The sequence below is a fragment of the Mesorhizobium sp. M1169 genome, from assembly GCF_040318345.1.
Taxonomy (GTDB): domain Bacteria; phylum Pseudomonadota; class Alphaproteobacteria; order Rhizobiales; family Rhizobiaceae; genus Mesorhizobium.
In genome coordinates, this window is the sequence record NZ_JAMYME010000010.1 from 1 (window position 1) to 22,030 (window position 22,030).

The following is a 22,030-nucleotide window of genomic DNA, read 5'->3' on the forward strand; positions in this document are numbered from 1 at the left end:
CCGGCTCGCCCCGCCGCCCGGACCGCCGCATCACCAGCGCCGTTTAAGCGCCCCGCGCAGGATTGCCTAGGGGTTTGGCGGGGGGGTCTATCCGCGGCGGGCCGAACCGGCCAAGGCCATGCAGGAACGCCAGCGCCGCAGCGATCAGGATCGTCAGTGTCAGCGGCAGGAACGGCGGCTCGACCAGGAGCTTGGCGAGGTCATATTTCCGCGCCCCGCCGTGCAGCGTCAGGTCGAACATGACCAGACCCTTGCCAGGCCGCAGCCATTGGATCAGGTCGCGCGCCGCGGCCGCCTTGTCGGCATCTCCAAGCGCGGAATTGTTGATTAGGTCGGGGTCGGTCAGGATGAAAAAGGGTTTGTCTTGGAATTCGATGAGGACGGCCTTGCCGCTGCCTGCCGCAATGATCGGGTGATCGTCGGCAACCCATTGCATGTCTTGCGGCGCGGCGACGAGATGGCCCCGGATCTCGAGTTGCTCGACCGTGCTCCTGCCGACACCGAGCTTGGCCTTGGCGATCCGGCCGAGCCAATCGTTGACTACGGTGTCGGGCAAACGCTCGATTTTCATCTTCCATCCCTCGTGCTGCTGGAGGGGCAAGGTCTGCCATTTGGGCAGCACGAAGAGAGTCTCGCGGTCATCGCGAAGCTCAAGAATGCGGTCAAGCGCCTCCGGATCGCTGTCGGGCGAGATGGTGACGATCAGCAGTATATCTCTGGCAAGATCGTCTTCGGTCCGCGCCATCAAGGGCGCTTCGCCGGTGAGCCGCAGCCATTCCGCCAGGCCGGCGTAGCCGACGCCGCTTTTCGACAGCGGCGTGGCGCCGCCATTGCCGGGTTGCCGGAAATCGGGAGCATAGGTGGACAGCAGGAAGAAACCGGCTGCCGCAAGGAGGCTGGCGAAAATCCCCCAAAACAGTGTCTTTCGATTGAACGGCTCCTGTGCCTCGACCGCCGGTGCACTCACGTCCAGGCATCCCGGAAGGCGAAACGTTCATAGGCGCCGCGCGCCTGCCGCCAGCCTTCCGCGCCGACCGGCCGCCGCGCGAACAGCGCCGCCTCGACGATGCGGGCGATCTCGGTAAACGCGTGGCGCGCCCTTCCCGGCAGGGAAGGGGCATTGGCGATGTCGCGCGCGGTGAGCGACGGGCGCAGGAAGTCCGGCAGCCGGCCGGCAATATCGGCGACGCTGCGCCGAAGCAAAAGGTGAACCGCCTCGTCATAGTCGCCGCGTGCGGCCAGCGCATCCGCTTGCGACAACAGGATCTGCGCGGCGCCGGCGTCGGGGCGCCAGGCTTCTTCGTCTTCGACTTCGGGTCGGGCGCGCTGCCACGGCAGCCGCCAGGCGATGCCTTTCACCTCAAGGAAGACCAAAAGCAGGATGATTGCGACGCCCGATATCACCGCCCCCCAGAACAGATAGATCATGTAGGGACCGAGCCACGACAAAAAATCCTGTAGCGGCTTCAGCCACTCGGGCGGCTTTGGCGGCACATAGGCCGGCAGGTCGAACTGGATCGACTCATCGGCGATCAGCTGCTTGTGCAGATTGGTCAGCCGTTCGGCTTCCGCTGTGCCTGGCTGTGCCACCGCCACCCGCTCCCCTGCAACCTGTGGTTCCCCAGCCGACACTGGCAATGCGGCAAGACAATTGCAAGTGGACTAGACGTCGACCTCCAATGTTGGCACATTTAATGCGGGGATCACCAGCCGATATGCGGTGATTAAGCGGGGGACGCATCATGGTTTCAACGACATTGGAACGGTCGGACAAGTTTCGCATCGGCAGGGTTTTCAGCAACAGTTTTGCGGTTATCGGCCGCAATCCGGGTCTGTTGGTCGGACTAGCGGCTCTTTTTTCCGCCCTTCCGGCACTGGTGCTTAACCTTTGGAATTACAGCAATTTTGCCAACATCAATATTGCTAGTCCCGAAACTATGGCTGTTGCCGATCCCTCGGCGATTCTACGCAACTCGTTAATATCGGTGGCTTTTGGCTTGATATATCTTGTGCTGGCTTTGTTGTTTCAATCATCACTGGTGAGGGCGACGATAGAAGACTTGAACGGCAAGCGCCCGGCAATCGGTGACTGCATCCAAATAGCTTTACGCTGCATATTCCCGACGCTTGGGATCGGGCTGGTGGTCTTTTTCGTCATGGTCCTCGGGGTTGTTGCGATTGCCGTCGCAGGGCTGATTATCCCGATCTTCGGGACGATCGTCGCGTTCGTGATGCTGCTTGTTCCCGGCATCATGTGGTTGCTTGGTATATCGGTTTCCGTACCCGTGCTGATCCAGGAGCGCCTTGGCGTGTTTGGCTCGATGTCGCGGAGCCGCGCCCTGACGAAGGGCAGCCGCTGGTCACTATTCGGCCTTTTGCTGATTCTGTTCTTGGTGGCGATTGCCTTCCAAATGGCATTCGCTTTGGTGTTTGGATTGGCTTTCGCCCTTACCGGCAGCCTCTCGACCGTTGGCCTGATTGTGGGCGCGATTGGAAGCGCCGTTGTGTCAACGGTCGTGTCGACGGTAATATCGGTTGCCATCGCCGTTAGCTATGTCGAGCTACGCCAGGTCAAGGAAGGCACCAGCGTCGAAGACTTGGCGGAAATCTTCTCGTAGCGGCAAGGGATTTGCTGCCTTCATCGCGTCAGGATCGGTCTGGACTGGATAGGTAATATCGTGGCGTCAATAACGCTGGACCAGCCCAACACATTTCGTATCGGCAGGGTTTTCGGCGCCAGCTTTGCGGTCATCGGCCGCAATCTCGCGCTCTGCCTCGGGCTTGCCCTGATTTTCTACACCTTGCCCAGATTCGTGTTTGCGCTCTGGTTCTGGAAATCCGTTACGAATATCGAGCATGGCGTTGCGGAATTCTCGGTTCAACGGCTCGTGCTCACGGTCATTGGCGCGATCGGCTATGTGGTCCTTATGGCTTTCCTGGAGGCGGTGCTGACGCGCGCTGCGATCGAGGATTTGAGCGGCAAGCGGCCGTCGATGCGTGATTGCATGGGGACGGCCGTGGCACTGCTGCTGCCGGCAATCGGCATTTCGCTGATTGTCAACATTGGCTTCACAGTCGGCCTCGTGCTGCTCGTCGTTCCGGGATTTTTGTTGTTGGTTCTCTGGGTTGTAGCGATACCGGTTCTGATTCAGGAAAAACTGGGGGTATTCGCGAGTTTGGGCCGCAGCCGCGATCTTTCCAAGGGCAGCCGTTGGTCTCTGCTCAGTCTCTGGTTCCCCCTATTCGTAGCTTTGGTCGCAACAAATTTCACGTTGGGCCGCGTCCTATCCCACTTAGGCATTCCGCTCGTGTTCTTCCTGGACGCTCTGGCGCGCGCGGTCGAGCAAGTCGTGTTTTCCACTGCCATCGCCGTCAGCTATGTCGAGCTGCGCCAGGTCAAGGAAGGCACGAGCGTCGAAGACTTGGCGGAAATCTTCTCCTGAGGACGGGTGGAGGCTTTTCATCGACGGCTCGGCTCTCGCGTTGCGCTCGAGCAGCCGAGCTTGTTCACAAACCCTGTGTCTGCACCGGCAACGCCGCCGCCAGCCGCTTCGCCCATTCCTCGATGCCGGAGCGGCTCGCCAGCAGGTCCTGCCTGATCTCGATGAGGACCGCGGGAATGCCGCGGTCGTCGCCATGGACCGGTATGGCGTAGTCGCCGTCGCGGCTGATCGCATAAGGCTCGTTTGCCTCGACGTTGAGCGCACCGTCGGCGCGCAGGCCGGCAAGCACTGCCTGGCCGAAATCGACTGCCCGGTCGTAAAGCACGCCGGCGTGCCAGGGCCGCGCAATGCCGAGGAAGACCGGCGTGAAGGAGTGGATCGTCGCGATCCGCGTCGCTCTGCCCTGCTTCGCCCGGTCGTCGAGATGGGCGGCCACGCGGTCATGAAACGGCGCGAACATGATTTCGGCACGCCGGCTTCGTTCCTCCGGATCGAGGCCGACATTGCCGGGGATGCCGGTGTCCTCCGATAGCGCCGGAATGCTGCCGCTGGAACCAAGCGGCCGGTTGAGATCGATCAACAGCCGCGAATAGGAGCTGAGGAAAGCCGGAGCATCGAGCAGTTTCGACAGAGCGCGGGTCACTGCGGCGGCGCCGATATCCCAGGCGATATGGCGCTGCAAATGGCGGCTGTCGAGACCGAGCCGCGCATACTCGGCCGGAATATGATTGGACGCGTGCTCGCATATCAGAACGATATCGGAACGCCCCGTTTCGTTGATTGCGTCGACCGCGGGTGGCCAACCTTCCGGTAGGATGGCGTTGGCAAGCGGCTCAGCCATCAATACAGCGTCCGGTAGAGATCGCAGACCGCCACTGGGTCGAGCCCGGCGAGGCGCTCGGTCTCATGCCGCTTGAGGCCGACAAAAGTCTCGACGAACACCGGCGCGAACCATCCGGTGACGGTCTTGTCGGCAACGAGCGCGTCGAGTGCCGCAGGCAGCGTTTCCGGCAGCCGCACGAGGCCAAGCTTCTTGCGCTCGGCAACGCTCATCAGCGTCGGGTCGCCCGAGACCAGCGGCGGCGCCGGCAGCTCGGCCTTCAGCCCTTCCAGCCCGGCGCGCACGATCGCCGCCAGCGACAAATAGGGATTGCCGGTGGCGTCGGCTGCCCGGTATTCGATGTTGTACTGCCGCGCCGGATCGCGCCCGCCGATGGTCACCGTCGGGCAGATGCGCAGGCTCGCCTCGCGGTCGCGATCGGCAAGCCAGGTGTAGGACGAGCTCCAGCTATGCGGCTTCAGCCGGTAGTAGGACGACACACTCGCCGCCGTCATGGCGGTGATCGGGGGCAAATGGCGGAGCACGCCGGCGCAGAACGAAGCGGCACGGCTGGAAAGGCCGCCCGGCTGTGCCGGATCGTAGGTCGCCGGTTTGCCGGCCTCGTCGACGAAACTGAAATGGATGTGGACGCCGTTGCCGACGGCATCCGGCGCGATCTTGGGTGCGAAGCTCGCCTGCCAGCCGGCCCATCGCGCGACTTCGCGCGTGATCTCGCGGATGGCGACGGCGCGATCGGCCGCGGCAAGCGCATCGGTTGGCTCGCACGTCACCTCGAACTGGTCGGTGCCGAATTCGGCGATCACCACTTCCGGCGCGACGCCGGCTTCCGCCAGCGCCGCCATCAGATTGGCGGCAAACGGGTCGGCGCGGCGCAGTGCTGCCAACGACATCGAATGAGCCGGCCCAAAGTCGCCCTCGATATGGAATTCATGCTCGAAGGCGGCGATGACGGAAAGCCCGGCCGCCGCCTTCAACTCCGCCAGCGCATCCTTGAGCATGGTCCGCGTACAGCCGACCCACGGGCTGCCGTCGAGTTCGACGATGTTGGCGGCGACCATATCGAAGGGCGTCGCCGATCCGGTCAGCGCCGTGCGGAACCGCGCGTTGAGATCGGGAACGAGCCGCACATCGCCTGACGAACCCCACGGATTGGGGTCGACGATGGAGTTGAACGGCGTCAGCGACAGGTTGGCCTGCAGCCAGCCGACACCGGTCGCGGCGATCTTCTGCAGCTTGCTTTCGACGACCGAGCGGCCGCGCGTGATCGCCGAAAGGTCGGTGGTGACGACGGCAACCAGCGGTTCGACGGTCATGCAGCTTTTCCCAAAGCTTCGAAACGGCCCGTAACGATGGCGGTATCAGTGACCCAGCAATAGCCGCCGAAGGCTTTTAGCGCGCCGTCATGACGCTCCTGCGAGGCGGCGGCGCAAGCGTCGGATACGCAGGTAACGAGATAGCCGCGATCGGCGGCATCGCGCACCGCCATGTCGACGCACTGGTCGGTCATGATGCCGGCGACGATCAGATAGCGCACGCCGAGGTTTTTCAAGACATAGTCGATGTTGGTCGAGTTGAAGACACCCGACGATGTCTTCGGCAGCATGATCTCGTCGCCGACCGGCGCCAGCGACGGCACCGGCAGCCCCTCCGGCCGGCTCGGCGCGATATGGATCGGCGTCAGCTTGTGGTCGAGCGAGCAGTCGCGGCCGTCTTCGGTCAGGCTCTGGATGATCGTATGGATCACCTCGACGCCGTTGGCCCGCGCCGCCGCCAGCAGGCGCTCCTGGTTGGGGATCGTTTGCGACGCGGTCTGCCGGTAGAAATAGTGGTCGGGACCGCGCTCCGGATGCGCTGGATCAGCACCCGGCTCCAGCCAGACGCGCTGCATGTCGACCAGCAGCAACGCGGTTTCGCCGGTCCGGAACGGCTCGTTTCGTTTTGGCAGTGCTCGCGCCATGCTTGGGTCCTGTGTGGTGATCACAATCCGGCTGATTTAGCTGATTTTGGTCCACGCGTCCTGCGTGGCGCACACTTATTAGGAGTATTCGAAGTCGCTAATTTGAGGTAAAGTTTGTTTTCGGGAGTGGAGACGGGGGTCTCTGTCATGATCGATTCAGATGTGTTCGACTTTGTCGAACGCTGCAGGAAGCACACTGCAACCGGGCCGCTTCTGGGCGACCTGCTCGAAACCGTGCGAAATCTCGGCTTCGAGCACCTGATCCTGAGCGGCGTGCCGCTCGGTGGGCAGAAGCTTGCACCGATGGTCGAACTGAATGGCTGGCCGGCCGGCTGGTTCGAACGCTATGTCGAGGCCGAGCATGCCGCGGCTGATGGTGTTTGCATTTACTCGGCAAAGACCCTGAAGCCGTTCCTTTGGTCGGAAGTTCCGGCAAGATGGTCGGATACGGAAGGCTCGCGACGCGTCGCCGGCGAGGCGACTGAGTTCGGCATCTGCAGCGGCTTCGCCGTACCGATGCTCAGCGTTCATCATTGGCAATCCGTGCTTTCGTTTGCCTCTTCCGCGAAGGCCTGCGCCCTGTCGCCGCGCCATCAAGTGCAACTGGTGACGATGGCGGTCTACGCGGGCATGTCGATCCAGGCGTTGGCGAATGACGATGATGACCATGAGGGCGTGCTGACCGATCGCGAAAAAGAGGTGCTCTTGTGGGCTGCGGCCGGCAAGACCTCATCGGAAACCTCGCAGATTCTCGGCCTGACCGAGCGTACGGTCAAATGGCACTCGACACGGGCTCGCGAGGCTTTTGGCGTCGCCACGACCACGCAAGCGGTCGTCGAGGCGGTGCGCCGGCGTCTGATCCATCCCTAAACGCGTCAACTGTCCCATCGGACAGGTGACGTATATTAGCGCGACTGCGAGTATCCCGGCGAGAACGATCGGGGGATCGCGCCATGATAACGGCCCACGTAGTCAATGCGCATAACAAGCATCTCTACGAAAACGAATTCGACGAGTTTCTGCGCCGCCGGCACGATTTCTTCGTGCATCAAAAACGCTGGCGCCCTCCGAGCCCGGATGGTCGCGAACTGGATCAATTCGATACAGACGCGGCGACATACCTGCTGGGCATTGAAGACGATCGCGTAGTGACTTCGGCTCGATTGATCCCAACGAGCGAGCCGCACATGGTCTCGGAGGTCTTTTCTCACATGTGCGAAAAATCGGGCGTCCCCAGGCGTCCCGATTGGGCCGAATGGACCCGCACATTCGTCGTTCCCGATAAACGCACTGCCGGACTAAGGGGCACGCTGACGCAGCTGTGCTGCGCGGTAATGGAATATGCTCTCGACGAGGGCCTCAGCGCCGTCGGCGGCATCCAGGAAACCTACTTCATGCCCCACCATGGCGCGCTCAAATGGCGTGCCGAGCCGATGGGCATGGCCAGGGAAGAGAACGGCGAATGGTACATCGTTGCCTATATCGAGGTGAACGAGGCGGCGCTGGCGAGTGTGCGGAAGATACTTGAAATAAATCGTTCTTTGATAGTTAGGCGCGGAATACAATTTCCCTTTGTGTCAAATCGAACGAACAGGACTTCTGATACTACGGAGAAGAGCCACGCTTAACTGATTAGATCTAATATCTAAATATATATATGCAACATGGAGGAAACAAAAATGAGTAATAAATACATCGTGTTATCACTGCTGTCAGCAGTACCGGAAGATATGTTCGGGTGCCACATTATCCCTGAGGGGCAATTGTATCCGATGATTTACCGAATAGCTTACGGTCCGGATATATATTGGAATTGCGCAGAATGGGTCGCGCTGCATTGTAAGCCGATCCAGAAATGGTGGCTGGACGAAAAAGCAGACGCAGAAAAGAGAATGGATACCGCAAGATCCAGAAAAGACTTTGCTGAGTTGCTATTGTCCGAGAATAGAAAAGTTGAACTTGCTCATATTGATGGCGTGCCAGAGTTTAAAGTTGAATGGGAAGGAGGATTCATCAAGTATCCTGTCCTGTATACGCGGACATCAAAAATTACCGCCTATGCAGAATTCTCGGCACCGGACTTAAATAGTATTTGGGGTGACGTTACAAACTGCGCAACCGGTGGCGCCGTGGCGGCCACCCTGGCAGCTATATTTGCCAGCCCGGCAGCGGCACTACCTGCATTCAAGGCGGCCTTTCTGGCGTGCATCGTTCCGAGGGTTGGTGAAAGGGCCAAAGAAATCAGTGTTGCGCTTAGCACGCATCAAGAATCTGGTGACTGGCATCGAGTATAGACGCTATCGGCATTGGGATCGCACCCGCCGGGAACGACGGGTCTTTCTCGTTTGTTGTCCTAAAGTAATAACGTTTCTCACAAACTTAAGTTCGAAATTGACAGGAAGGGGGTTCTACCCCTGGCCGGAGAGTTAGTCTAGCCGGCACTTCGAAAAAGCACTTTGAAGGCGTGAACGCCTTCGCGCCGGGGTAGTCCCAGAAAATTCGTCTAATGGGAGGAAGGCTATGCAATCGCGCATTTATTCAGTTGACAAAGTGCACGTTGAGGGACTTTTGGTAATACCTGAAAATCCGCCGGCGATAGCCGTATCGGCCAGCGGTTGGGTTCCCACAAGCGGGTGGTCGTTGCCCGACCTTACGCCGTGGATTTACATAGTCCCTCCAAAAGATGGCATCCTCGACCTTGATTTTGTGGCAACGCAGCCCACCGGCCGGGTACTCCAGGTCTTCACGAAAATTAGCGTGACCAAGGCGTTTTCGGTCCCGGCCTGGGTGGTAGGGGTCCGAGTTCACACTTCAACCAACGATGTTCAGGCCACAATCGATGGCTCGAATGGGCCGACAAAAGCATCGATGAGCGCAGATGGTATGCCGTCGCCTTGGCCTTTTCCTTTCTGGGCTCCTTGGGGTCGTGACCGATAGCCTGAGTAAGAACTCAGAATCCTACCACACGCGTTCGCCTATTCCTGAGGCCGCCTGGTGTTGGTTGGGGCATGTGGGGCGCCTCGCTGTCACAGCAAGTGGGGGAGTCGGGTAAGATTGGGGAAGGTCATCTCCCTCTGTGTGGTCGGGACACGGCTCTGCCCCTTCTAAAGGCCACTTTCGAGGTGAGTAATTTCACTCGGGAGAAATCCCAATCGATCGGGAAGAGCCGGCCTCATTTGGGCCAACCTGCACAATCTTGTTGCGAAGAAGGATTTCGAAAGGCGGAACGCGAATTACGGTGACAGTGCACTATTTTCTTTTCACCGCCTGCCTCGTTTTTCGGGTTTCACCGCTTTGCCGATTTGCCCGGCGATGCTCTCGGCCCATGGGTGCATCGAAAACCGCGACATCGGCGATACGGCAATACTCGATGAGCAGTTCTTGGGATTACCGTGACAGTGCACCATTTTCTTTTCGCCGCCTGCCTCGTTTTCCGGTTTCATGGCTTTGCCGATTTGCCCGGCGATGGCCCATGGGTGCCTCGAAAACCGCGACATCGGCGACGCGGCAATACTCGATGAGCAGTTCTTGTGGATCACATAGTCTTGGGACGTGAAAACGCTTTGGCTCACCCGTACGACGCCCGCGATGCGGCAGACCGGGAACGCCGGCAAGGTGCACCATGCGGCGGGGGCGACACGGTAAAAAGTGCACTCACCGTAATTCTGATCTATACTCCGGACACCAGCCCGAACGCCTGTGGCAAGGCGAAGGGCGGATGAAGTGCCTGATAGAGTTCTCTTTTTTAGTCATGGGGCGATGTTAAGATGTTAGCCTCCGACCTGACGAAATTTATCGAGCAGGATCATCTGGCCCTGGATGCCTTCGTAAAGGGCGATCCCGAGCCCCTGAAAAACCTCTACTCGCGACAGGACGACGTCATTATTGCCAATCCCTTTGGCCCGCCGGCGAAGGGATGGAGAAAGGCCGCTGAGATCATGGAACGGGCCGCCACCAATTACCGGCACGGCAAGGCCATCGGCTTTGAGCGCATCTCGGAGTATGCGACAGCCGACTTGGGATACATCATCGAGGTCGAGCGGTTCCAATCCAAGGTCGGTGGTGGCAACAAACTGGTGCCGATTGCGCTTCGAGTCACCACCATATTCCGGCGCGAGGAAGGCGCGTGGAGGATCGTCCTTCGTCATGCCGATCCGATAACCTCGGCACGCCCGCCGACGTCCATTGTCGGGGAGTAGAAGGTTGCCGGAGAGGTTTTAGGAATTACGGTGACTGTGCACTAATTTCCTTTCGCCGCCTGCCTCGTTTTCCGGGTTTCGCGGCTTTGCCGATTTGCCCGGCGATGCTCTCGGCCCACGGGTGTATCGAAAAGCCGCGACATCGGCGACGCGGCAATACTCGATGAGCAGTTCTTGCGGAACACATAGTCTTCGGAGGTGAAAACACTTTGGCTCGCCGGTACGGTCCGGGGATGCGGCAGGGCGGGAACGCGGGCAAGGTGCACCATGCGGCGGGGGCGACATGATAAAAAGTGCGCTGTTGCCGTAGTTCGTGGCACAATTGACGTATAGGGGAGGCCAATGCCGCTATCCAGTTCAGACCAGCAGCTTGTGCAAGACATGATAGACTCCGCCACGCGGGCTCAACGGGGAGATTTCAAGGTGAACGCCGAAATGACCCTTTCGAGAGTTAACGCGCTTATGGGAACCAAGCTGTTGTCTGGCCAAGAAAACAAGGCAGGCGAAATCGCTATTGAAATGCTTGTTCGCTTAGAAGCGACGGAGCAAAATAAGCTATTCCGAACAAAAAGGCGCCTTCAACTAGTCCAGATGTATTTGGGAGCGTAGAATGTTCGGGTTTCTCATTGGCAAAGAAGTGAACGACGACGCTGTTCGCCTAAACATGATATGTGAGAATGTTAAGAAAAACATTATGGGCTTATCGGCTGATAGACGGAAGGAAAAAATTGAAAGGGATTTTGAGGAGAAAAATAAAAACCTGGGGGACGATGGAGCAACGGTGGTTTTCGAGGAACTGCCGTCGTTTTTATTTAATTTCCGCTTCAGGAGTCCATTAGAGGACCAGTTCCAGGTAATAGGGCGCGGAAAATACGCCGGATTCTCGTTGCACTGGCAAGAGAATTCAAAAAACGCGAGCGCTCGCGATGGCATTTCATACAGCGCGACCGGCGGTGCTCGAAAACTCGCGCAGGTCATGGCTAAAAAATATGGCTTCACGGATATCTCGCGGATCGTGGACAGGCTGATGCGTCCGTGATCGCGGCCGAATGCCATGTGGATCACACGCTAATATGTAACAGTTGGTGCTTTCTAATATTCTCTAAGTGGTTGAGTCATTGAATAAAAGAAGCTGGCTGGGGAACCTGGATTCGAACCAGGACTAACGGAGTCAGAGTCCGTGGGTCTACCGTTAACCTATTCCCCAGCAGGCGCTTGTCGCGCAGGGTGGGCCGCCAGGCAGCCGCGCGGCCCTTGTAGCCGCCGCCGGAAAATAGTCAACCCTGTGTTGGGGTTCAATCGTCGGCTTCCGGCGCTTCAACTCTCGCTGCGGCTGTATTGCGAGTGCTCGAAGAACAGCACCACACCGAGTGCGATCAGCAGCGGGATGATCAGGTAGAACAGCCGGAATACCAGGAGCGCCGCCAGCACGCCGACCTGGTCCATATGCGACAAGCCTGCCAGGAACACCACCTCGAAGACCCCGAGCCCGCCCGGCGCATGCGAGATCTGCGCGATCGAGAACGACACCAGGAAGACGCCGAGCACGACGAAATAGCCGGGATTGCCGGTGGCGGGCAGGGCGAAGAAGATGATCGCCGCCGCCGCCAGCAGCTCGATCGGGCCGACCAGCAATTGCCGCGCCACGATCGGCAGCGCCGGATAATGCAGCTGAAAGCTGCCGATCCTGAGTGGTCTCAGATGCAGCCAGCTGCCGAATATGTAGGCCGCCACCACGAGCAGCATGGCGAACCCTGCTGCTTGCGACAGCCGGTGATGCGGCGTGCCGGAAAACCGGTCGATCACCTCGGGCTCGAGCAGCAGGACGATGCTTGAGACGAACAGCGTCGACAGCACGAAGGTGATCCAGCAGATCGCCACCAGAATGCCGACGTCCTGCCCGGTCAGGCCCCTGGTGCCGTAGGCGCGGTAGCGGATCACCGCACCGGAAAACACCGAGCCGCCGATATTGTGCGACAGCGCGTAGGTGGTGAACGAGCAGAAGGTGACGAACAGCCACGATACTTGCTTGCCGATGTGCAGCAACGCGATGTGGTCGTATCCGGCGAGCGAGGCATAGGCGATGACCGAACTCAGCGCCGCCAGCACCCAGCCGCGCGCCGGGATGGCGATTATGCCGGCCCAGACATCATCGAGCGAGATGCCGCGCAATTCGTGCAGCAGCAGCCACAGCGAGAACACCACCGCGGCGATGCCGATGACGGGCCAGAAATAGCGCCTCCAGTTCATGGCATGACGATCATGCGTTGCAGCCCGTACCGTTTTCCGGTTCGCAGCAGGCAAACCGCCCGCGTTGCCGAATGATTACCCTCCATTTCAGAAATGCCTCATTGAAGCCGGCTATTCAACCGGGAAGGCGCGCCATCATCGTGGCGAGGGCACTGGCAAGACAATGCCGCCGGCAAAATTCGCCGCGAGCACTCTTGGTGATCCGGCCGTGCGCTGATAGTCTGGCGGCAACTTGAACATGTAAAAGCGCCTGCTGCGTCCGGTCTCCGGTTCGCGCGGCGCCGGAAGGAACGACAGTGGAAGACCACGACGCCGGCGCTGGCGCGCCGGAAGTGGGCGTGTCCAGGGGTTCGCCGACGCCGTCCGGCCAGGCAAATCCATCCACCGGACGCTACGGCCGTCAGGTGCAACCCTGGTCCGGCAACGGACAGGCTGGCGACACGTCCCACGACCACAAGGGCCAGAACGGCTCGCATCAGAACGGCAAACCCAAGAAACGGCGCAAGCGCCGGCGCGGGCGCAAGGTTTTCGCACGCGACGAGACTCGTCCGCTGGCGGCCGGCGCTTCGGTGCCCGCCGCCAACGAGGCCCCGGCCGCGCGCCCGCCCCAGCCAGCGGCTTACGCGCCTCCGCCCTCAGCTCCGCCAAGGCCGGGGCAAGGTGCCCGCACACCGCCGCCGCTGCAGGAATTGCCGGTGTTTGCCGCGCTCGATCTCGGCACCAACAATTGCCGGCTGCTGGTCGCGGTGCCGACGCGCCATGGTCAGTTCCGCGTCATCGATGCCTTCTCGCGCATCGTCAGGCTGGGCGAGGGCCTTACCGCCAATGGCCGGCTCGGCGACGCCGCAATGGACCGCGCGGTCGAGGCGCTGAAGATCTGCGGTGACAAATTGCGCAACCGCAAGGTCAGGAAAGCCAGGCTGATCGCCACCGAGGCCTGCCGAACCGCCGCCAATGGCGTCGAGTTCCTCGAGCGCGTCGAGCGCGAGGCCGGCCTGAAGCTCGAGATCATCGACCGCCAGACCGAGGCGCGGCTGGCGGTGTCGGGCTGCGGTTCGCTGGTCGAGCGCGACACGCAAGGCGTCGTGCTGTTCGACATCGGCGGCGGCTCGTCCGAAATCGCGCTGATCGACCTCACCGGTCAGCGCTCGCCAAGGCTTGCCAACCATATCGTCTCGTGGACGTCGCTGCCGGTCGGCGTCGTCTCGCTGGCCGAGCGTTTTGGCGGCCGCACGGTGACACGCGAGATCTTTGGCGCCATGGTCGAGGATGTCGCAATGCGGCTGCGCGCCTTCGACGGGCGTGATCGGCTGAGCCACCTCCTGGCCAGCCCGAAATTCCATTTGCTCGGCACATCGGGCACGGTGACGACGCTGGCCGGCGTCCATCTCGATCTCGAACGCTATGACCGCCGCCGCGTCGACGGGCTGTGGATGGATCGCGACAGCGTCGACCGCATGGTCGAAAAACTGGTCGGCTGGGATTTCCAGCAACGCGTCGCCAACCCCTGCATCGGCGCCGACCGCGCCGACCTGGTTCTGGCCGGCTGCGCCATACTGGAGGCGATCCGTGCCGTCTGGCCGTCGGAGCGGCTGCGTGTCGCCGACCGCGGCCTGCGCGAGGGCATATTGAGCGAATTGATGGCCGATGACGGCGTCTGGCGGCGAGGCAGAGCATGATCCCGAAAAGTGGCTGCCGGTTTTCGGACAAGATCATGCTCAAACAAGCAATCAAGCAATGACCAAGAAACCGGAAAGACCGAGCTCCGCCGGCATTCGCGTGCTGAAGACAAAGATCAAGAAGAAAAGCGGCTTGAAGGAATCGTCGCGCCGCTGGTTGCAGCGCCACATCAACGATCCCTATGTCCAGCGCTCGAAGGCCGACGGCTATCGCTCGCGCGCCGCCTACAAGCTGATCGAGATCGACGACAAGCACCATTTGCTCAAGCCTGGCATGAAGGTGATAGACCTTGGCGCGGCACCCGGCGGCTGGTGCCAGGTCGCCGCCGCGCGTACCAAGTCGACCGCGGAACACCCGAACGTCGTCGGCATCGATTACCTCGAGATGGACGCCGTGCCGGGCGCCCCGGTGCTGCTGATGGATTTCCTCGATCCGCAGGCACCCGAAAAGCTGGCCGAGACGCTGGGCGGCCAGCCCGACATCGTGCTCTCCGACATGGCCGCACCGACCACCGGCCACAAACGGACCGACCACATCCGCACCATGCATCTTTGCGAGGTGGCGGCCGATTTCGCGCTGTCGGTATTGAAGCCGGGCGGACATTTCCTCGCCAAGACGTTTCAGGGCGGCGCCGAGAACGAATTGCTGGCGAGACTCAAGCGGAATTTCCGCTCGGTCCACCACGTCAAGCCACCGGCCTCACGCGACGAATCGGTGGAGCTGTATTTGCTGGCGAAGGATTTCAAGGGGTAGCGCCCTTTCCTTCTCCCCTTGTGGGAGAAGGTGGCCTCGCGAAGCGAGGTCGGATGAGGGGTGTTCCAGCTTGGCAACACGCTTGCAGTTATCATCGCCTCATTTCTTCCAACACCCCTCAACCGTCTCGGCGCTGCGCGCCGATCCACCTTCTCCCACAAGGGGAGAAGGGAAGGGGTCCTCAACTCCCCGGCGGGCTCACCGGCTCCAGTGTCTTCGGCGGCGTCAACCGGCCATGTCCAGACACGGCATTGCCGGCGTCCGGCGCCAGCCGCATGAACGACAGCGAGGCTGCCGCCGACACCGCCGCTACGATGAAGAAGGCGGTGTGGAAGTCGCTCAGCGTCAGCGGGCCGCCATGGATCTTGGTCGACACTTCGAGGATGCCGCCGGCCAGCGCCACACCGAGCGCGATCGCCAACTGCTGGAACACGGCCGTGATCGGCGTCGCCTTGCTGGTGTCGGCGGCCGAAATCTCGGCGTAGGCAAGCGCATTGATGCCGGTGAAGAACATCGAGCGGATGAAGCCCCCGGCGAGCAGCATGGCGAGGATCAGCCCGTAGGGCGTGTCGGGTGTGAACAGGCCGTTGATGGCGATGGACGCGGCAGCGATGAGCGAGCCTGAAATCAGCACCCGGCGGAAGCCGGCGACCCTGAAGATCAGCGCAGTGACGAATTTCATGCCTATGGCGCCGATCGCCGAGACGAAGGTGATCATGCCGGACTGGAACGGCGTCAGCCCGAAACCGATCTGGAACATCAGCGGCAACAGGAAAGGTACGGCACCAATGCCGATGCGGAACAGTCCGCCGCCGAGCACCGACGAGCGGAACACCCGATTGCGAAACAGCTCGAGCGCCAGCAGCGGGTTCTTGGCGCGGCGCGCGTGCAGCAGGTAAAGCACCGCCGATGCCAGCCCGACGGCAACGGTGATAAAGCCGGCAACTGGCGGCAGAGCCGGCAGGCTGACCACTGACAGGCCGAACACGATGCCCGATGCCGCCAGCCCGCTCAGCACGAAACCGATGAGATCGAGCGGCGGCGTCTGCGCGGCGTCGGTCTTCGGCAGGAAACGCGTGGCCAGCCAGATGCCGATCAGCCCGATCGGCACATTGATCAGAAAAATCCAGTGCCAGGAAAAATAGGTCGTGATGAAGCCGCCGACCGGCGGGCCGACCAGGGGGCCGACCAGAGCCGGGACAGTCAGCCACGACATGGCGGCGACGAGCTCGCTTTTCGGCGTCGCGCGTACCAGCACCAGCCGGCCGACCGGCGTCATCATGGCGCCGCCAATACCTTGCAGGAAACGTGACACCACGAAAGCCGGCAGCGAATTGGAAATGGCGCACGCGACCGAACCGACGATGAACACGGCGATCGCGGCACGGAAGACATTCTTGGCGCCGAAGCGGTCGGCCATCCAGCCGCTGATCGGAATGAAGATCGCCAGCGATACCAGATAGGCGGTCAGCGCCAGCTTGAGCGCGATCGGGCTGGTGTGGATGTCGATGGCGATCGCCGGCAACGATGTCGCAATGACGGTCGAATCCATGTTTTCCATGAATAGAGCGACCGCCAGGATAAGCGGAATGGTGCGGTTCACGATGGATCCGGCCTTGAAATGTGCGTCGCGATTGCTTGCCGGCCCTGGGGCCAAACCGACAGGTAGGGCGGTTATCATGGCTTGGCCCGGATGTCGCATTAATTTGCTGTCACGTTTGTGCGACCGCAAGTCCCGCAGCCCCTGGGGCAAAATGCAGCTTCGCCACTACACAACCATCGGCTTTTCAACGGCCACGGGACGTGTTACGAGCCAGCGCCAATCCTGAAAGGGAAGAAGACGAGTCGGCGCTGTCCATCCAGGGCGAGCGCCTTTCCTGCATTCCGAGGGCTGGCCATGGCAAAAATCATCGAGACGTCCACCGGCGCATTGGCGCTGACCTTTGACGACGTGCTGCTGCAGCCGGGCCATTCCGAGGTCATGCCCGGCGAGACCGACATCCGCACCCGCATCGCCGGCGACATCGACCTCAACGTGCCGATCCTGTCGGCCGCCATGGACACGGTTACCGAGGCGCGGCTCGCCATCGCCATGGCCCAGGCCGGCGGCATCGGCGTCATCCACCGCAATTTCTCGCCGGCCGAACAGGCCGAGCAGGTGCGGCAGGTGAAGAAATTCGAATCCGGCATGGTGGTCAACCCTGTCACCATCGGTCCCGAGGCGACGCTTGCCGATGCGCTGGGTCTGATGCGCACCTACAGCATTTCGGGCATTCCGGTGGTCGAGAACGGCGGCACCGGCGGCCACACGGTCGGCCGGCTCGTCGGCATCCTGACCAACCGCGACGTCCGCTTCGCGTCCGATCCGGCGCAAAAGGTCTATGAGCTGATGACCCGCGAGAACCTGATCACGGTCAAGGAGAACGTCGATCAGGACGAGGCCAAGCGGCTGCTCCATCAGCACCGCATCGAGAAGCTTGTTGTGGTCGATCGGGACGGCAATTGCGTCGGGCTGATCACGGTCAAGGACATCGAGAAGTCGCAGCTCAACCCGCACGCCACCAAGGATGCGCAGGGGCGTTTGCGCGCCGCCGCCGCCACCAGCGTCGGCGATGACGGTTTCGAACGCGCCGAGCGCCTCATCGACGCCGGCGTCGACCTTCTCGTGATCGACACCGCGCACGGTCATTCGCAGCGCGTTCTGGATGCGGTGACGCGGGCCAAGAAACTGTCCAACTCGGTTCGCATCCTGGCCGGCAACGTCGCCACCGCGGAAGGCACCTTGGCGCTGATCGATGCCGGCGCCGACGCGGTCAAGGTCGGCATCGGACCAGGCTCCATCTGCACCACCCGCATCGTCGCCGGCGTCGGCGTGCCGCAGCTCTCGGCGATCATGTCGGCGGTCGAGACGGCGCAGAAATCCGGCGTTTCGGTCATTGCCGATGGCGGCATCAAATATTCGGGCGATCTCGCCAAGGCACTGGCCGCCGGCGCAAGTGCTGCGATGATCGGCTCGCTGCTGGCCGGCACGGACGAGAGCCCGGGCGAGGTCTATCTGCACCAGGGCCGCTCCTTCAAAGCCTATCGCGGCATGGGCTCGGTCGGCGCGATGGCGCGCGGCTCCGCCGATCGTTATTTCCAGGCCGAGGTGCGCGACACGCTGAAACTGGTCCCGGAAGGCATCGAAGGGCAGGTGCCGTACAAAGGACCTGTGTCTGGCGTGCTGCACCAGCTTGCAGGCGGCCTGAAAGCCGCTATGGGTTATGTCGGTGGCCGCGACCTTGCCGATTTCCGCGAGCGCGCCACTTTTGTGCGGATATCCAATGCCGGACTTCGTGAAAGCCACGCCCATGACGTCACGATTACCCGCGAAAGCCCGAATTATCCTGGCGGAGCCTGACCGTCATGCGTCTTGGCGCAATCTGGCGGCAATGATCCTGCGGCTGTCGCGCCACGCGGCCGCACTCTGTGTCGCCACCGTGGTGGTTTTCATCATCATGACGGCAATGGAGTTCCTCTATTTTCGCCAATTGAGCGGCGGTCTGCCGTCGCTCGACATGCGCTATGCCGGTTTCACCCCGGATGAGGGCATGGCCTGGCTGACGGCACTCGGCCGGCGCGGCAGCGAAATTATTCTCGTCTGGCATTACCTGACCTTCGACCTGCTGTTTCCGGCGCTGCTGTCGCTGACGATGGTCAGCCTGATCCTGGCCACGGGCCGGCGGCTGAAGAATTTCCGTGCACTGCCTGCGCAAACCCAGTCGATATTCGCGGTTGTGCTGGTGCTGCCCTACCTGCTTACCGACTATGCCCAGAATATCGCCGTGGCTCGTCTTTTGTCCGATTTTCTGTCGGCCAATCCGGATTCGCTGTCCTTCGCCTCGGCGCTGATCGTCACCAAATTCGCCCTACTGGCGATACCAGTGACCGTCACTGCGGCTTTCACTCTGATGGCTCAGAAACGGTCTTGAAGGCTGGGTGACAGAGACAGGGGGCATCTTGAACCAGACCGCGATCTTCTGGCCGATGCTGGCGCAGGTGCTGCTGGTCTATATCGTCTACGTCGTTATGGGCCGGCGCCGCCATGGTGCGTTCAGATCGGGCGAAGCCAAGGCCGGCCAGTTCAAGACGCGCTCGACGGAGCCTGGTTCCAGCGTCACCGACAATCTGAGCAACCAGTTCGAACTGCCGGTGCTTTTCTACGTCTTATGCTTGACGCTGCACGTGACCAATGGCGTCAATTATCTGACCTTGGCACTGATGTGGATATTTGTCGTCTCCCGCTATCTTCACGCATCGGTCCACTTGACCAGCAATCAGCTGATCCTGCGCAGCAGGGCATTCTACCTGGGCGCGGTGGTTCTTGCACTTGGATGGATATGGCTAGCGCTGCATCTGCTCGGCTTGGTCTGAGCAAGCTCAAGCTTACAAATCGAACACAGCGATCTTGCGCTTGTCGAACCTGATGGCGAGTTCACCGCGCACCAGCTTGAGCGCGGCCTCGCCGAAGACGGCACGCCGCCAGCCTTGCAATGCCGGCACGTCGGCTTCATCGCCCTCGGCAGCGATGCGGTCGATGTCGTCACTGGAGGCGAGTACCTTCGATGCGACGCCTTCCTTTTCGGCAACGATCCGCAGCAGCACCTTCAGCAACTCCGCCGCGGCGCTTGACCCCTCCGGCGGCTGGAAGCTCTTCGGCAGCTTCGGCATCTCTTCCCTGGGCAGGGCAAGGGCAGCGTTTACCGCGCCAAGCAGTGCCGTCGCCGTCGACGAGCGCTCCCAGCCCTTCGGCGTGGTACGCAGCTTGCTCAGCGCCGCAGCGTCGCGCGGCGCCTGCTGCGCCACTTCGTAGATCGCATCGTCCTTGAGCACCCGGCCGCGCGGCACGTCGCGCTCGCGCGCTTCGCGTTCGCGCCAGGCGGCCACCGCCTGCACGATCGCCAGTTCCTGCGGCTTGCGCAGCCGCATCTTGAGCCTCTTCCAGGCATCCTCGGGATGCGGATCGTAGGTCTCGCGCGAGGTCAGCACGTCCATCTCCTCGTTCAGCCAGTGGGCGCGGTTTTCCCGCACCAGCTCGGCGCTGAGATGCTTGTAGACCTCGATCAGGTGGGTGACGTCGGCGAGCGCGTAGTCGAGCTGCTTTTCGGACAGCGGACGGTGGCGCCAGTCGGTGAAGCGCGAGGACTTGTCGAGCCGCGCTCCGGTGATGCGCTGCACCAGCTGGTCGTAGGAGACGCTGTCGCCGAAGCCGCAGACCATTGCCGCGACCTGGGTGTCGAACACCGGATGCGGCACCAGATCGCCGAGATGCACGATGATTTCGATGTCCTGCCGCGCCGCATGGAAGACTTTGACGATCGCCTCGTTGGCCATCAGCCTGAAGAACGGTTTCAGGTCGATGTCGGGCGACAGCGGATCGATCAGCGCGGTCACCCCGGGCGCTGCCATCTGGATCAGGCACAGGATCGGCCAGAAGGTCGTTTCGCGAATGAATTCGGTATCGACGGTGACGAATTCCGCCTTTTCGAAGGCGGCAATAGCGGTCTCGAGTTCTTTCTGGGTGGTGATGACGTGCATCAAATCGCTTTTGGCAAGGGATAGGGTCTCTTTCAATTTCAGCCGCGCGCGCTTTCGTCAAGCGCAAGCACCTCTATCCAGGCTTTGCGGGTTCATCGGGATCGGCATTCCGCTTCGCCAGCCGGGCAAAAACCGTCGAAGTGCGCAAAAGCGCCGTAAAACGGCTGCGATGGGTGGCCGGCACGGCGGAGCGCGCCTGCATCCGGTAAAGGATGACGGCCACGAAGATCGCATAGACGGTGGCGCTGAACACGAACAGCGCGCTCGGCCCGAAAAATTGCATCACCGTCGAGGCTGCGAACGGCCCGCCGATGGCGCCGAAGGAATAAAACAGCATCAAGGCAGCGTTGATCAGCACGAACTCGCCCTTGTCGGCGCGGTCGTTGGAATGCGCCGCTGACAACGAATAGAGCGGCATGGCGAAGCAGCCGAAGATGAAGACGAGCAGGAAGTTGAGAAACGGGCTGCCGCCTGCCACGAATGCCAGCGCCAGTGCCGCCACCATCGCACAGCACGTCGTCATCAGCAGCACCGAGCGCCGGTCCCAGCGGTCGGAGAGATAGCCAAGCGGGTATTGGATGATGGCGCCGCCGAAAATGCCGACGCTGACGAAGGTGACGACGTCGGCGACCGACATGCCGATCTGCTCGGCATAGACCGGCGACAGGGTGCGAAAGGCGCTGTTTGTGACGCCGACGGCGATACAGCCGAAGCAGCCGAGCGGCGAGATCCGCCAGACGCGCGCCAAATCGAGCTTGACGTCTTCCGGCGGCGTCGGATTGGAGCGGTCGCCGAGCGAAACCGGCACCAGCGAAACGGTGATCATCATCGACATGATGGCGAAGATGGCAAAGCCGCCGGCGCCGAAGATCGGGATCAGGAACTGGGCGCCCGTCACCGAGCCGATGTCGACCATCCGGTAGATGGCAAGCACCCGCGCCCGGTCGGTGTTGGTGACGCCGGAATTCAGCCAGGCTTCCATGATGGTGAACAGGCCGGCAAAGCAGAACCCGCCGGCAAAGCGCACGGCGCACCACATCACCGGATCGATGACCAGCACCAGAAGCAGCGTTCCCGCCGAGGCGATCGCCGCGAGTGCCGAAAAGGCGCGCACATGGCCGACGGACTTCATGATGCGGGTCACGGCAAGGCAGCCGAGCAGGAAGCCGGCGAAATAGAACGTGCCCATCAGGCCGATCGAGGAAGCGGGAAAACCTTCCTGCGCACCACGCAGCGCAATCAACGTGCTCTGCAGGCCGTTGCCGCCGAGCAGGATGCCGGCGGCGATCAGGAGGGGGATCAGCGGGCGGATGGAGGACATGAAGGAAAG

General features: G+C 61.4%; 22 protein-coding genes and 1 tRNA gene. 12 read left to right on the forward strand and 11 right to left on the reverse strand.

What is annotated here, in order from left to right; all coding sequences use genetic code 11:
- Window positions 1-43: 43 nt before the first annotated feature.
- Window positions 44-967: a DUF4350 domain-containing protein gene (locus tag NKH41_RS12520; protein WP_352932723.1), complete on the reverse strand. Its 924-nt coding sequence runs from the start codon at window positions 965-967 to the stop codon at window positions 44-46.
- Window positions 964-1,590, reverse strand: a complete 627-nt coding sequence (locus NKH41_RS12525; protein ID WP_352458749.1) for a DUF4129 domain-containing protein — start codon at window positions 1,588-1,590, stop codon at window positions 964-966. The genes NKH41_RS12520 and NKH41_RS12525 overlap by 4 nt, the downstream gene beginning before the upstream one ends.
- A gap of 152 nt (window positions 1,591-1,742) precedes the next feature.
- On the opposite strand from NKH41_RS12525, the gene NKH41_RS12530 reads away from it, so the two are divergent.
- Together NKH41_RS12530 and NKH41_RS12535 are read left to right on the forward strand one after the other, a co-directional pair.
- Window positions 1,743-2,618 carry a DUF7847 domain-containing protein gene (locus NKH41_RS12530; RefSeq protein WP_352492976.1) on the forward strand — a complete coding sequence of 292 codons (876 nt, stop codon included), beginning with the start codon at window positions 1,743-1,745 and terminating at the stop codon, window positions 2,616-2,618.
- Between the two features lie 60 nt (window positions 2,619-2,678).
- Window positions 2,679-3,443 carry a hypothetical protein gene (locus NKH41_RS12535; RefSeq protein ID WP_352932726.1) on the forward strand — a complete coding sequence of 255 codons (765 nt, stop codon included), beginning with the start codon at window positions 2,679-2,681 and terminating at the stop codon, window positions 3,441-3,443.
- A 64-nt stretch (window positions 3,444-3,507) separates the two neighbouring features.
- Here NKH41_RS12535 and NKH41_RS12540 read toward each other — a convergent pair whose 3' ends face one another.
- From NKH41_RS12540 to NKH41_RS12550, 3 genes are read right to left on the reverse strand one after another with little or no spacing between them, the layout of a single operon-like run.
- Window positions 3,508-4,284 (reverse strand): N-formylglutamate amidohydrolase, encoded by a 777-nt coding sequence (locus NKH41_RS12540; protein WP_352932729.1) that lies wholly within the window; start codon window positions 4,282-4,284, stop codon window positions 3,508-3,510.
- Complete coding sequence (locus NKH41_RS12545; RefSeq protein WP_352932732.1) at window positions 4,284-5,597, reverse strand: type I glutamate--ammonia ligase; 1,314 nt, start codon at window positions 5,595-5,597, stop codon at window positions 4,284-4,286. Before NKH41_RS12545 ends, NKH41_RS12540 begins: the two co-directional genes overlap by 1 nt.
- The gene (locus tag NKH41_RS12550; RefSeq protein ID WP_352932735.1) at window positions 5,594-6,241 is read right to left on the reverse strand and encodes a cysteine hydrolase family protein; all 648 of its coding nucleotides are present in this window, start codon (window positions 6,239-6,241) and stop codon (window positions 5,594-5,596) included. Before NKH41_RS12550 ends, NKH41_RS12545 begins: the two co-directional genes overlap by 4 nt.
- Before the next feature lie 147 nt (window positions 6,242-6,388).
- Here NKH41_RS12550 and NKH41_RS12555 point away from each other — a divergent pair, with 147 nt between their 5' ends.
- The 3 genes from NKH41_RS12555 to NKH41_RS12565 all read left to right on the forward strand — a co-directional run bounded on the left by NKH41_RS12555 (window position 6,389) and on the right by NKH41_RS12565 (window position 8,535).
- Window positions 6,389-7,111 (forward strand): LuxR family transcriptional regulator, encoded by a 723-nt coding sequence (locus tag NKH41_RS12555; protein ID WP_352932738.1) that lies wholly within the window; start codon window positions 6,389-6,391, stop codon window positions 7,109-7,111.
- 83 nt (window positions 7,112-7,194) lie between these two features.
- A complete protein-coding gene (locus NKH41_RS12560; protein WP_352932741.1) occupies window positions 7,195-7,869 on the forward strand; it encodes an acyl-homoserine-lactone synthase in 675 nt (224 codons plus the stop codon).
- Between the two features lie 51 nt (window positions 7,870-7,920).
- Window positions 7,921-8,535: a hypothetical protein gene (locus NKH41_RS12565; RefSeq protein WP_352932742.1), complete on the forward strand. Its 615-nt coding sequence runs from the start codon at window positions 7,921-7,923 to the stop codon at window positions 8,533-8,535.
- Between the two features lie 966 nt (window positions 8,536-9,501).
- Here the strand turns inward: NKH41_RS12565 and NKH41_RS12570 are convergent.
- Window positions 9,502-9,855: a hypothetical protein gene (locus NKH41_RS12570; protein WP_352932744.1), complete on the reverse strand. Its 354-nt coding sequence runs from the start codon at window positions 9,853-9,855 to the stop codon at window positions 9,502-9,504.
- A gap of 153 nt (window positions 9,856-10,008) precedes the next feature.
- On the opposite strand from NKH41_RS12570, the gene NKH41_RS12575 reads away from it, so the two are divergent.
- Window positions 10,009-10,440, forward strand: a complete 432-nt coding sequence (locus NKH41_RS12575; RefSeq protein ID WP_352465494.1) for a YybH family protein — start codon at window positions 10,009-10,011, stop codon at window positions 10,438-10,440.
- 610 nt (window positions 10,441-11,050) lie between these two features.
- Window positions 11,051-11,479: a hypothetical protein gene (locus NKH41_RS12580; protein WP_352932746.1), complete on the forward strand. Its 429-nt coding sequence runs from the start codon at window positions 11,051-11,053 to the stop codon at window positions 11,477-11,479.
- Window positions 11,480-11,573: 94 nt separating this feature from the next.
- Here the strand turns inward: NKH41_RS12580 and NKH41_RS12585 are convergent.
- Window positions 11,574-11,647 (reverse strand) — tRNA-Gln (locus NKH41_RS12585).
- A gap of 110 nt (window positions 11,648-11,757) precedes the next feature.
- Window positions 11,758-12,690 carry a lysylphosphatidylglycerol synthase domain-containing protein gene (locus NKH41_RS12590; protein ID WP_352932749.1) on the reverse strand — a complete coding sequence of 311 codons (933 nt, stop codon included), beginning with the start codon at window positions 12,688-12,690 and terminating at the stop codon, window positions 11,758-11,760.
- A 296-nt stretch (window positions 12,691-12,986) separates the two neighbouring features.
- On the opposite strand from NKH41_RS12590, the gene NKH41_RS12595 reads away from it, so the two are divergent.
- Together NKH41_RS12595 and NKH41_RS12600 are read left to right on the forward strand one after the other, a co-directional pair.
- Window positions 12,987-14,369 (forward strand): Ppx/GppA phosphatase family protein, encoded by a 1,383-nt coding sequence (locus NKH41_RS12595; protein WP_352932752.1) that lies wholly within the window; start codon window positions 12,987-12,989, stop codon window positions 14,367-14,369.
- A 58-nt stretch (window positions 14,370-14,427) separates the two neighbouring features.
- Window positions 14,428-15,123, forward strand: a complete 696-nt coding sequence (locus NKH41_RS12600; protein ID WP_023674449.1) for an RlmE family RNA methyltransferase — start codon at window positions 14,428-14,430, stop codon at window positions 15,121-15,123.
- A gap of 181 nt (window positions 15,124-15,304) precedes the next feature.
- Here the strand turns inward: NKH41_RS12600 and NKH41_RS12605 are convergent, their stop codons facing one another.
- Window positions 15,305-16,726 carry an MFS transporter gene (locus NKH41_RS12605; RefSeq protein WP_352501491.1) on the reverse strand — a complete coding sequence of 474 codons (1,422 nt, stop codon included), beginning with the start codon at window positions 16,724-16,726 and terminating at the stop codon, window positions 15,305-15,307.
- 294 nt (window positions 16,727-17,020) lie between these two features.
- On the opposite strand from NKH41_RS12605, the gene guaB reads away from it, so the two are divergent.
- Genes guaB through NKH41_RS12620 form a run of 3 tightly spaced genes read left to right on the forward strand, consistent with a single transcriptional unit; the run spans window position 17,021 to window position 19,536 of the window.
- Entirely contained in the window at window positions 17,021-18,523 is a 1,503-nt protein-coding gene (guaB, locus tag NKH41_RS12610; RefSeq protein WP_352458563.1) for an IMP dehydrogenase, read from the forward strand.
- 31 nt (window positions 18,524-18,554) lie between these two features.
- Entirely contained in the window at window positions 18,555-19,094 is a 540-nt protein-coding gene (locus tag NKH41_RS12615; RefSeq protein WP_352932917.1) for a hypothetical protein, read from the forward strand.
- Window positions 19,095-19,122: 28 nt separating this feature from the next.
- Complete coding sequence (locus NKH41_RS12620; protein WP_352918880.1) at window positions 19,123-19,536, forward strand: MAPEG family protein; 414 nt, start codon at window positions 19,123-19,125, stop codon at window positions 19,534-19,536.
- 12 nt (window positions 19,537-19,548) lie between these two features.
- Here the strand turns inward: NKH41_RS12620 and rnd are convergent, their stop codons facing one another.
- Both rnd and NKH41_RS12630 read right to left on the reverse strand, forming a co-directional pair.
- On the reverse strand, window positions 19,549-20,700 hold the full coding sequence (gene rnd / locus NKH41_RS12625; RefSeq protein ID WP_352472045.1) for a ribonuclease D: 1,152 nt from the start codon (window positions 20,698-20,700) through the stop codon (window positions 19,549-19,551).
- Between the two features lie 73 nt (window positions 20,701-20,773).
- On the reverse strand, window positions 20,774-22,021 hold the full coding sequence (locus NKH41_RS12630) for an MFS transporter (protein WP_023674455.1): 1,248 nt from the start codon (window positions 22,019-22,021) through the stop codon (window positions 20,774-20,776).
- Window positions 22,022-22,030: the final 9 nt, after the last annotated feature.

Bases quoted from the DNA above. Each gene is read 5' to 3' on its own strand.
- NKH41_RS12580 (WP_352932746.1), top strand. From the start codon at position 11,051: ATGTTCGGGTTTCTCATTGGCAAAGAAGTGAACGACGACGCTGTTCGC.
- NKH41_RS12630 (WP_023674455.1), bottom strand. From the start codon at position 22,021: ATGTCCTCCATCCGCCCGCTGATCCCCCTCCTGATCGCCGCCGGCATC.
- NKH41_RS12545 (WP_352932732.1), bottom strand. From the start codon at position 5,597: ATGACCGTCGAACCGCTGGTTGCCGTCGTCACCACCGACCTTTCGGCG.
- NKH41_RS12555 (WP_352932738.1), top strand. From the start codon at position 6,389: ATGATCGATTCAGATGTGTTCGACTTTGTCGAACGCTGCAGGAAGCAC.
- NKH41_RS12590 (WP_352932749.1), bottom strand. From the start codon at position 12,690: ATGAACTGGAGGCGCTATTTCTGGCCCGTCATCGGCATCGCCGCGGTG.
- NKH41_RS12530 (WP_352492976.1), top strand. From the start codon at position 1,743: ATGGTTTCAACGACATTGGAACGGTCGGACAAGTTTCGCATCGGCAGG.
- NKH41_RS12565 (WP_352932742.1), top strand. From the start codon at position 7,921: ATGAGTAATAAATACATCGTGTTATCACTGCTGTCAGCAGTACCGGAA.
- NKH41_RS12575 (WP_352465494.1), top strand. From the start codon at position 10,009: ATGTTAGCCTCCGACCTGACGAAATTTATCGAGCAGGATCATCTGGCC.
- rnd (WP_352472045.1), bottom strand. From the start codon at position 20,700: ATGCACGTCATCACCACCCAGAAAGAACTCGAGACCGCTATTGCCGCC.
- NKH41_RS12540 (WP_352932729.1), bottom strand. From the start codon at position 4,284: ATGGCTGAGCCGCTTGCCAACGCCATCCTACCGGAAGGTTGGCCACCC.
- NKH41_RS12600 (WP_023674449.1), top strand. From the start codon at position 14,428: ATGACCAAGAAACCGGAAAGACCGAGCTCCGCCGGCATTCGCGTGCTG.
- guaB (WP_352458563.1), top strand. From the start codon at position 17,021: ATGGCAAAAATCATCGAGACGTCCACCGGCGCATTGGCGCTGACCTTT.
- NKH41_RS12550 (WP_352932735.1), bottom strand. From the start codon at position 6,241: ATGGCGCGAGCACTGCCAAAACGAAACGAGCCGTTCCGGACCGGCGAA.
- NKH41_RS12615 (WP_352932917.1), top strand. From the start codon at position 18,555: ATGATCCTGCGGCTGTCGCGCCACGCGGCCGCACTCTGTGTCGCCACC.
- NKH41_RS12560 (WP_352932741.1), top strand. From the start codon at position 7,195: ATGATAACGGCCCACGTAGTCAATGCGCATAACAAGCATCTCTACGAA.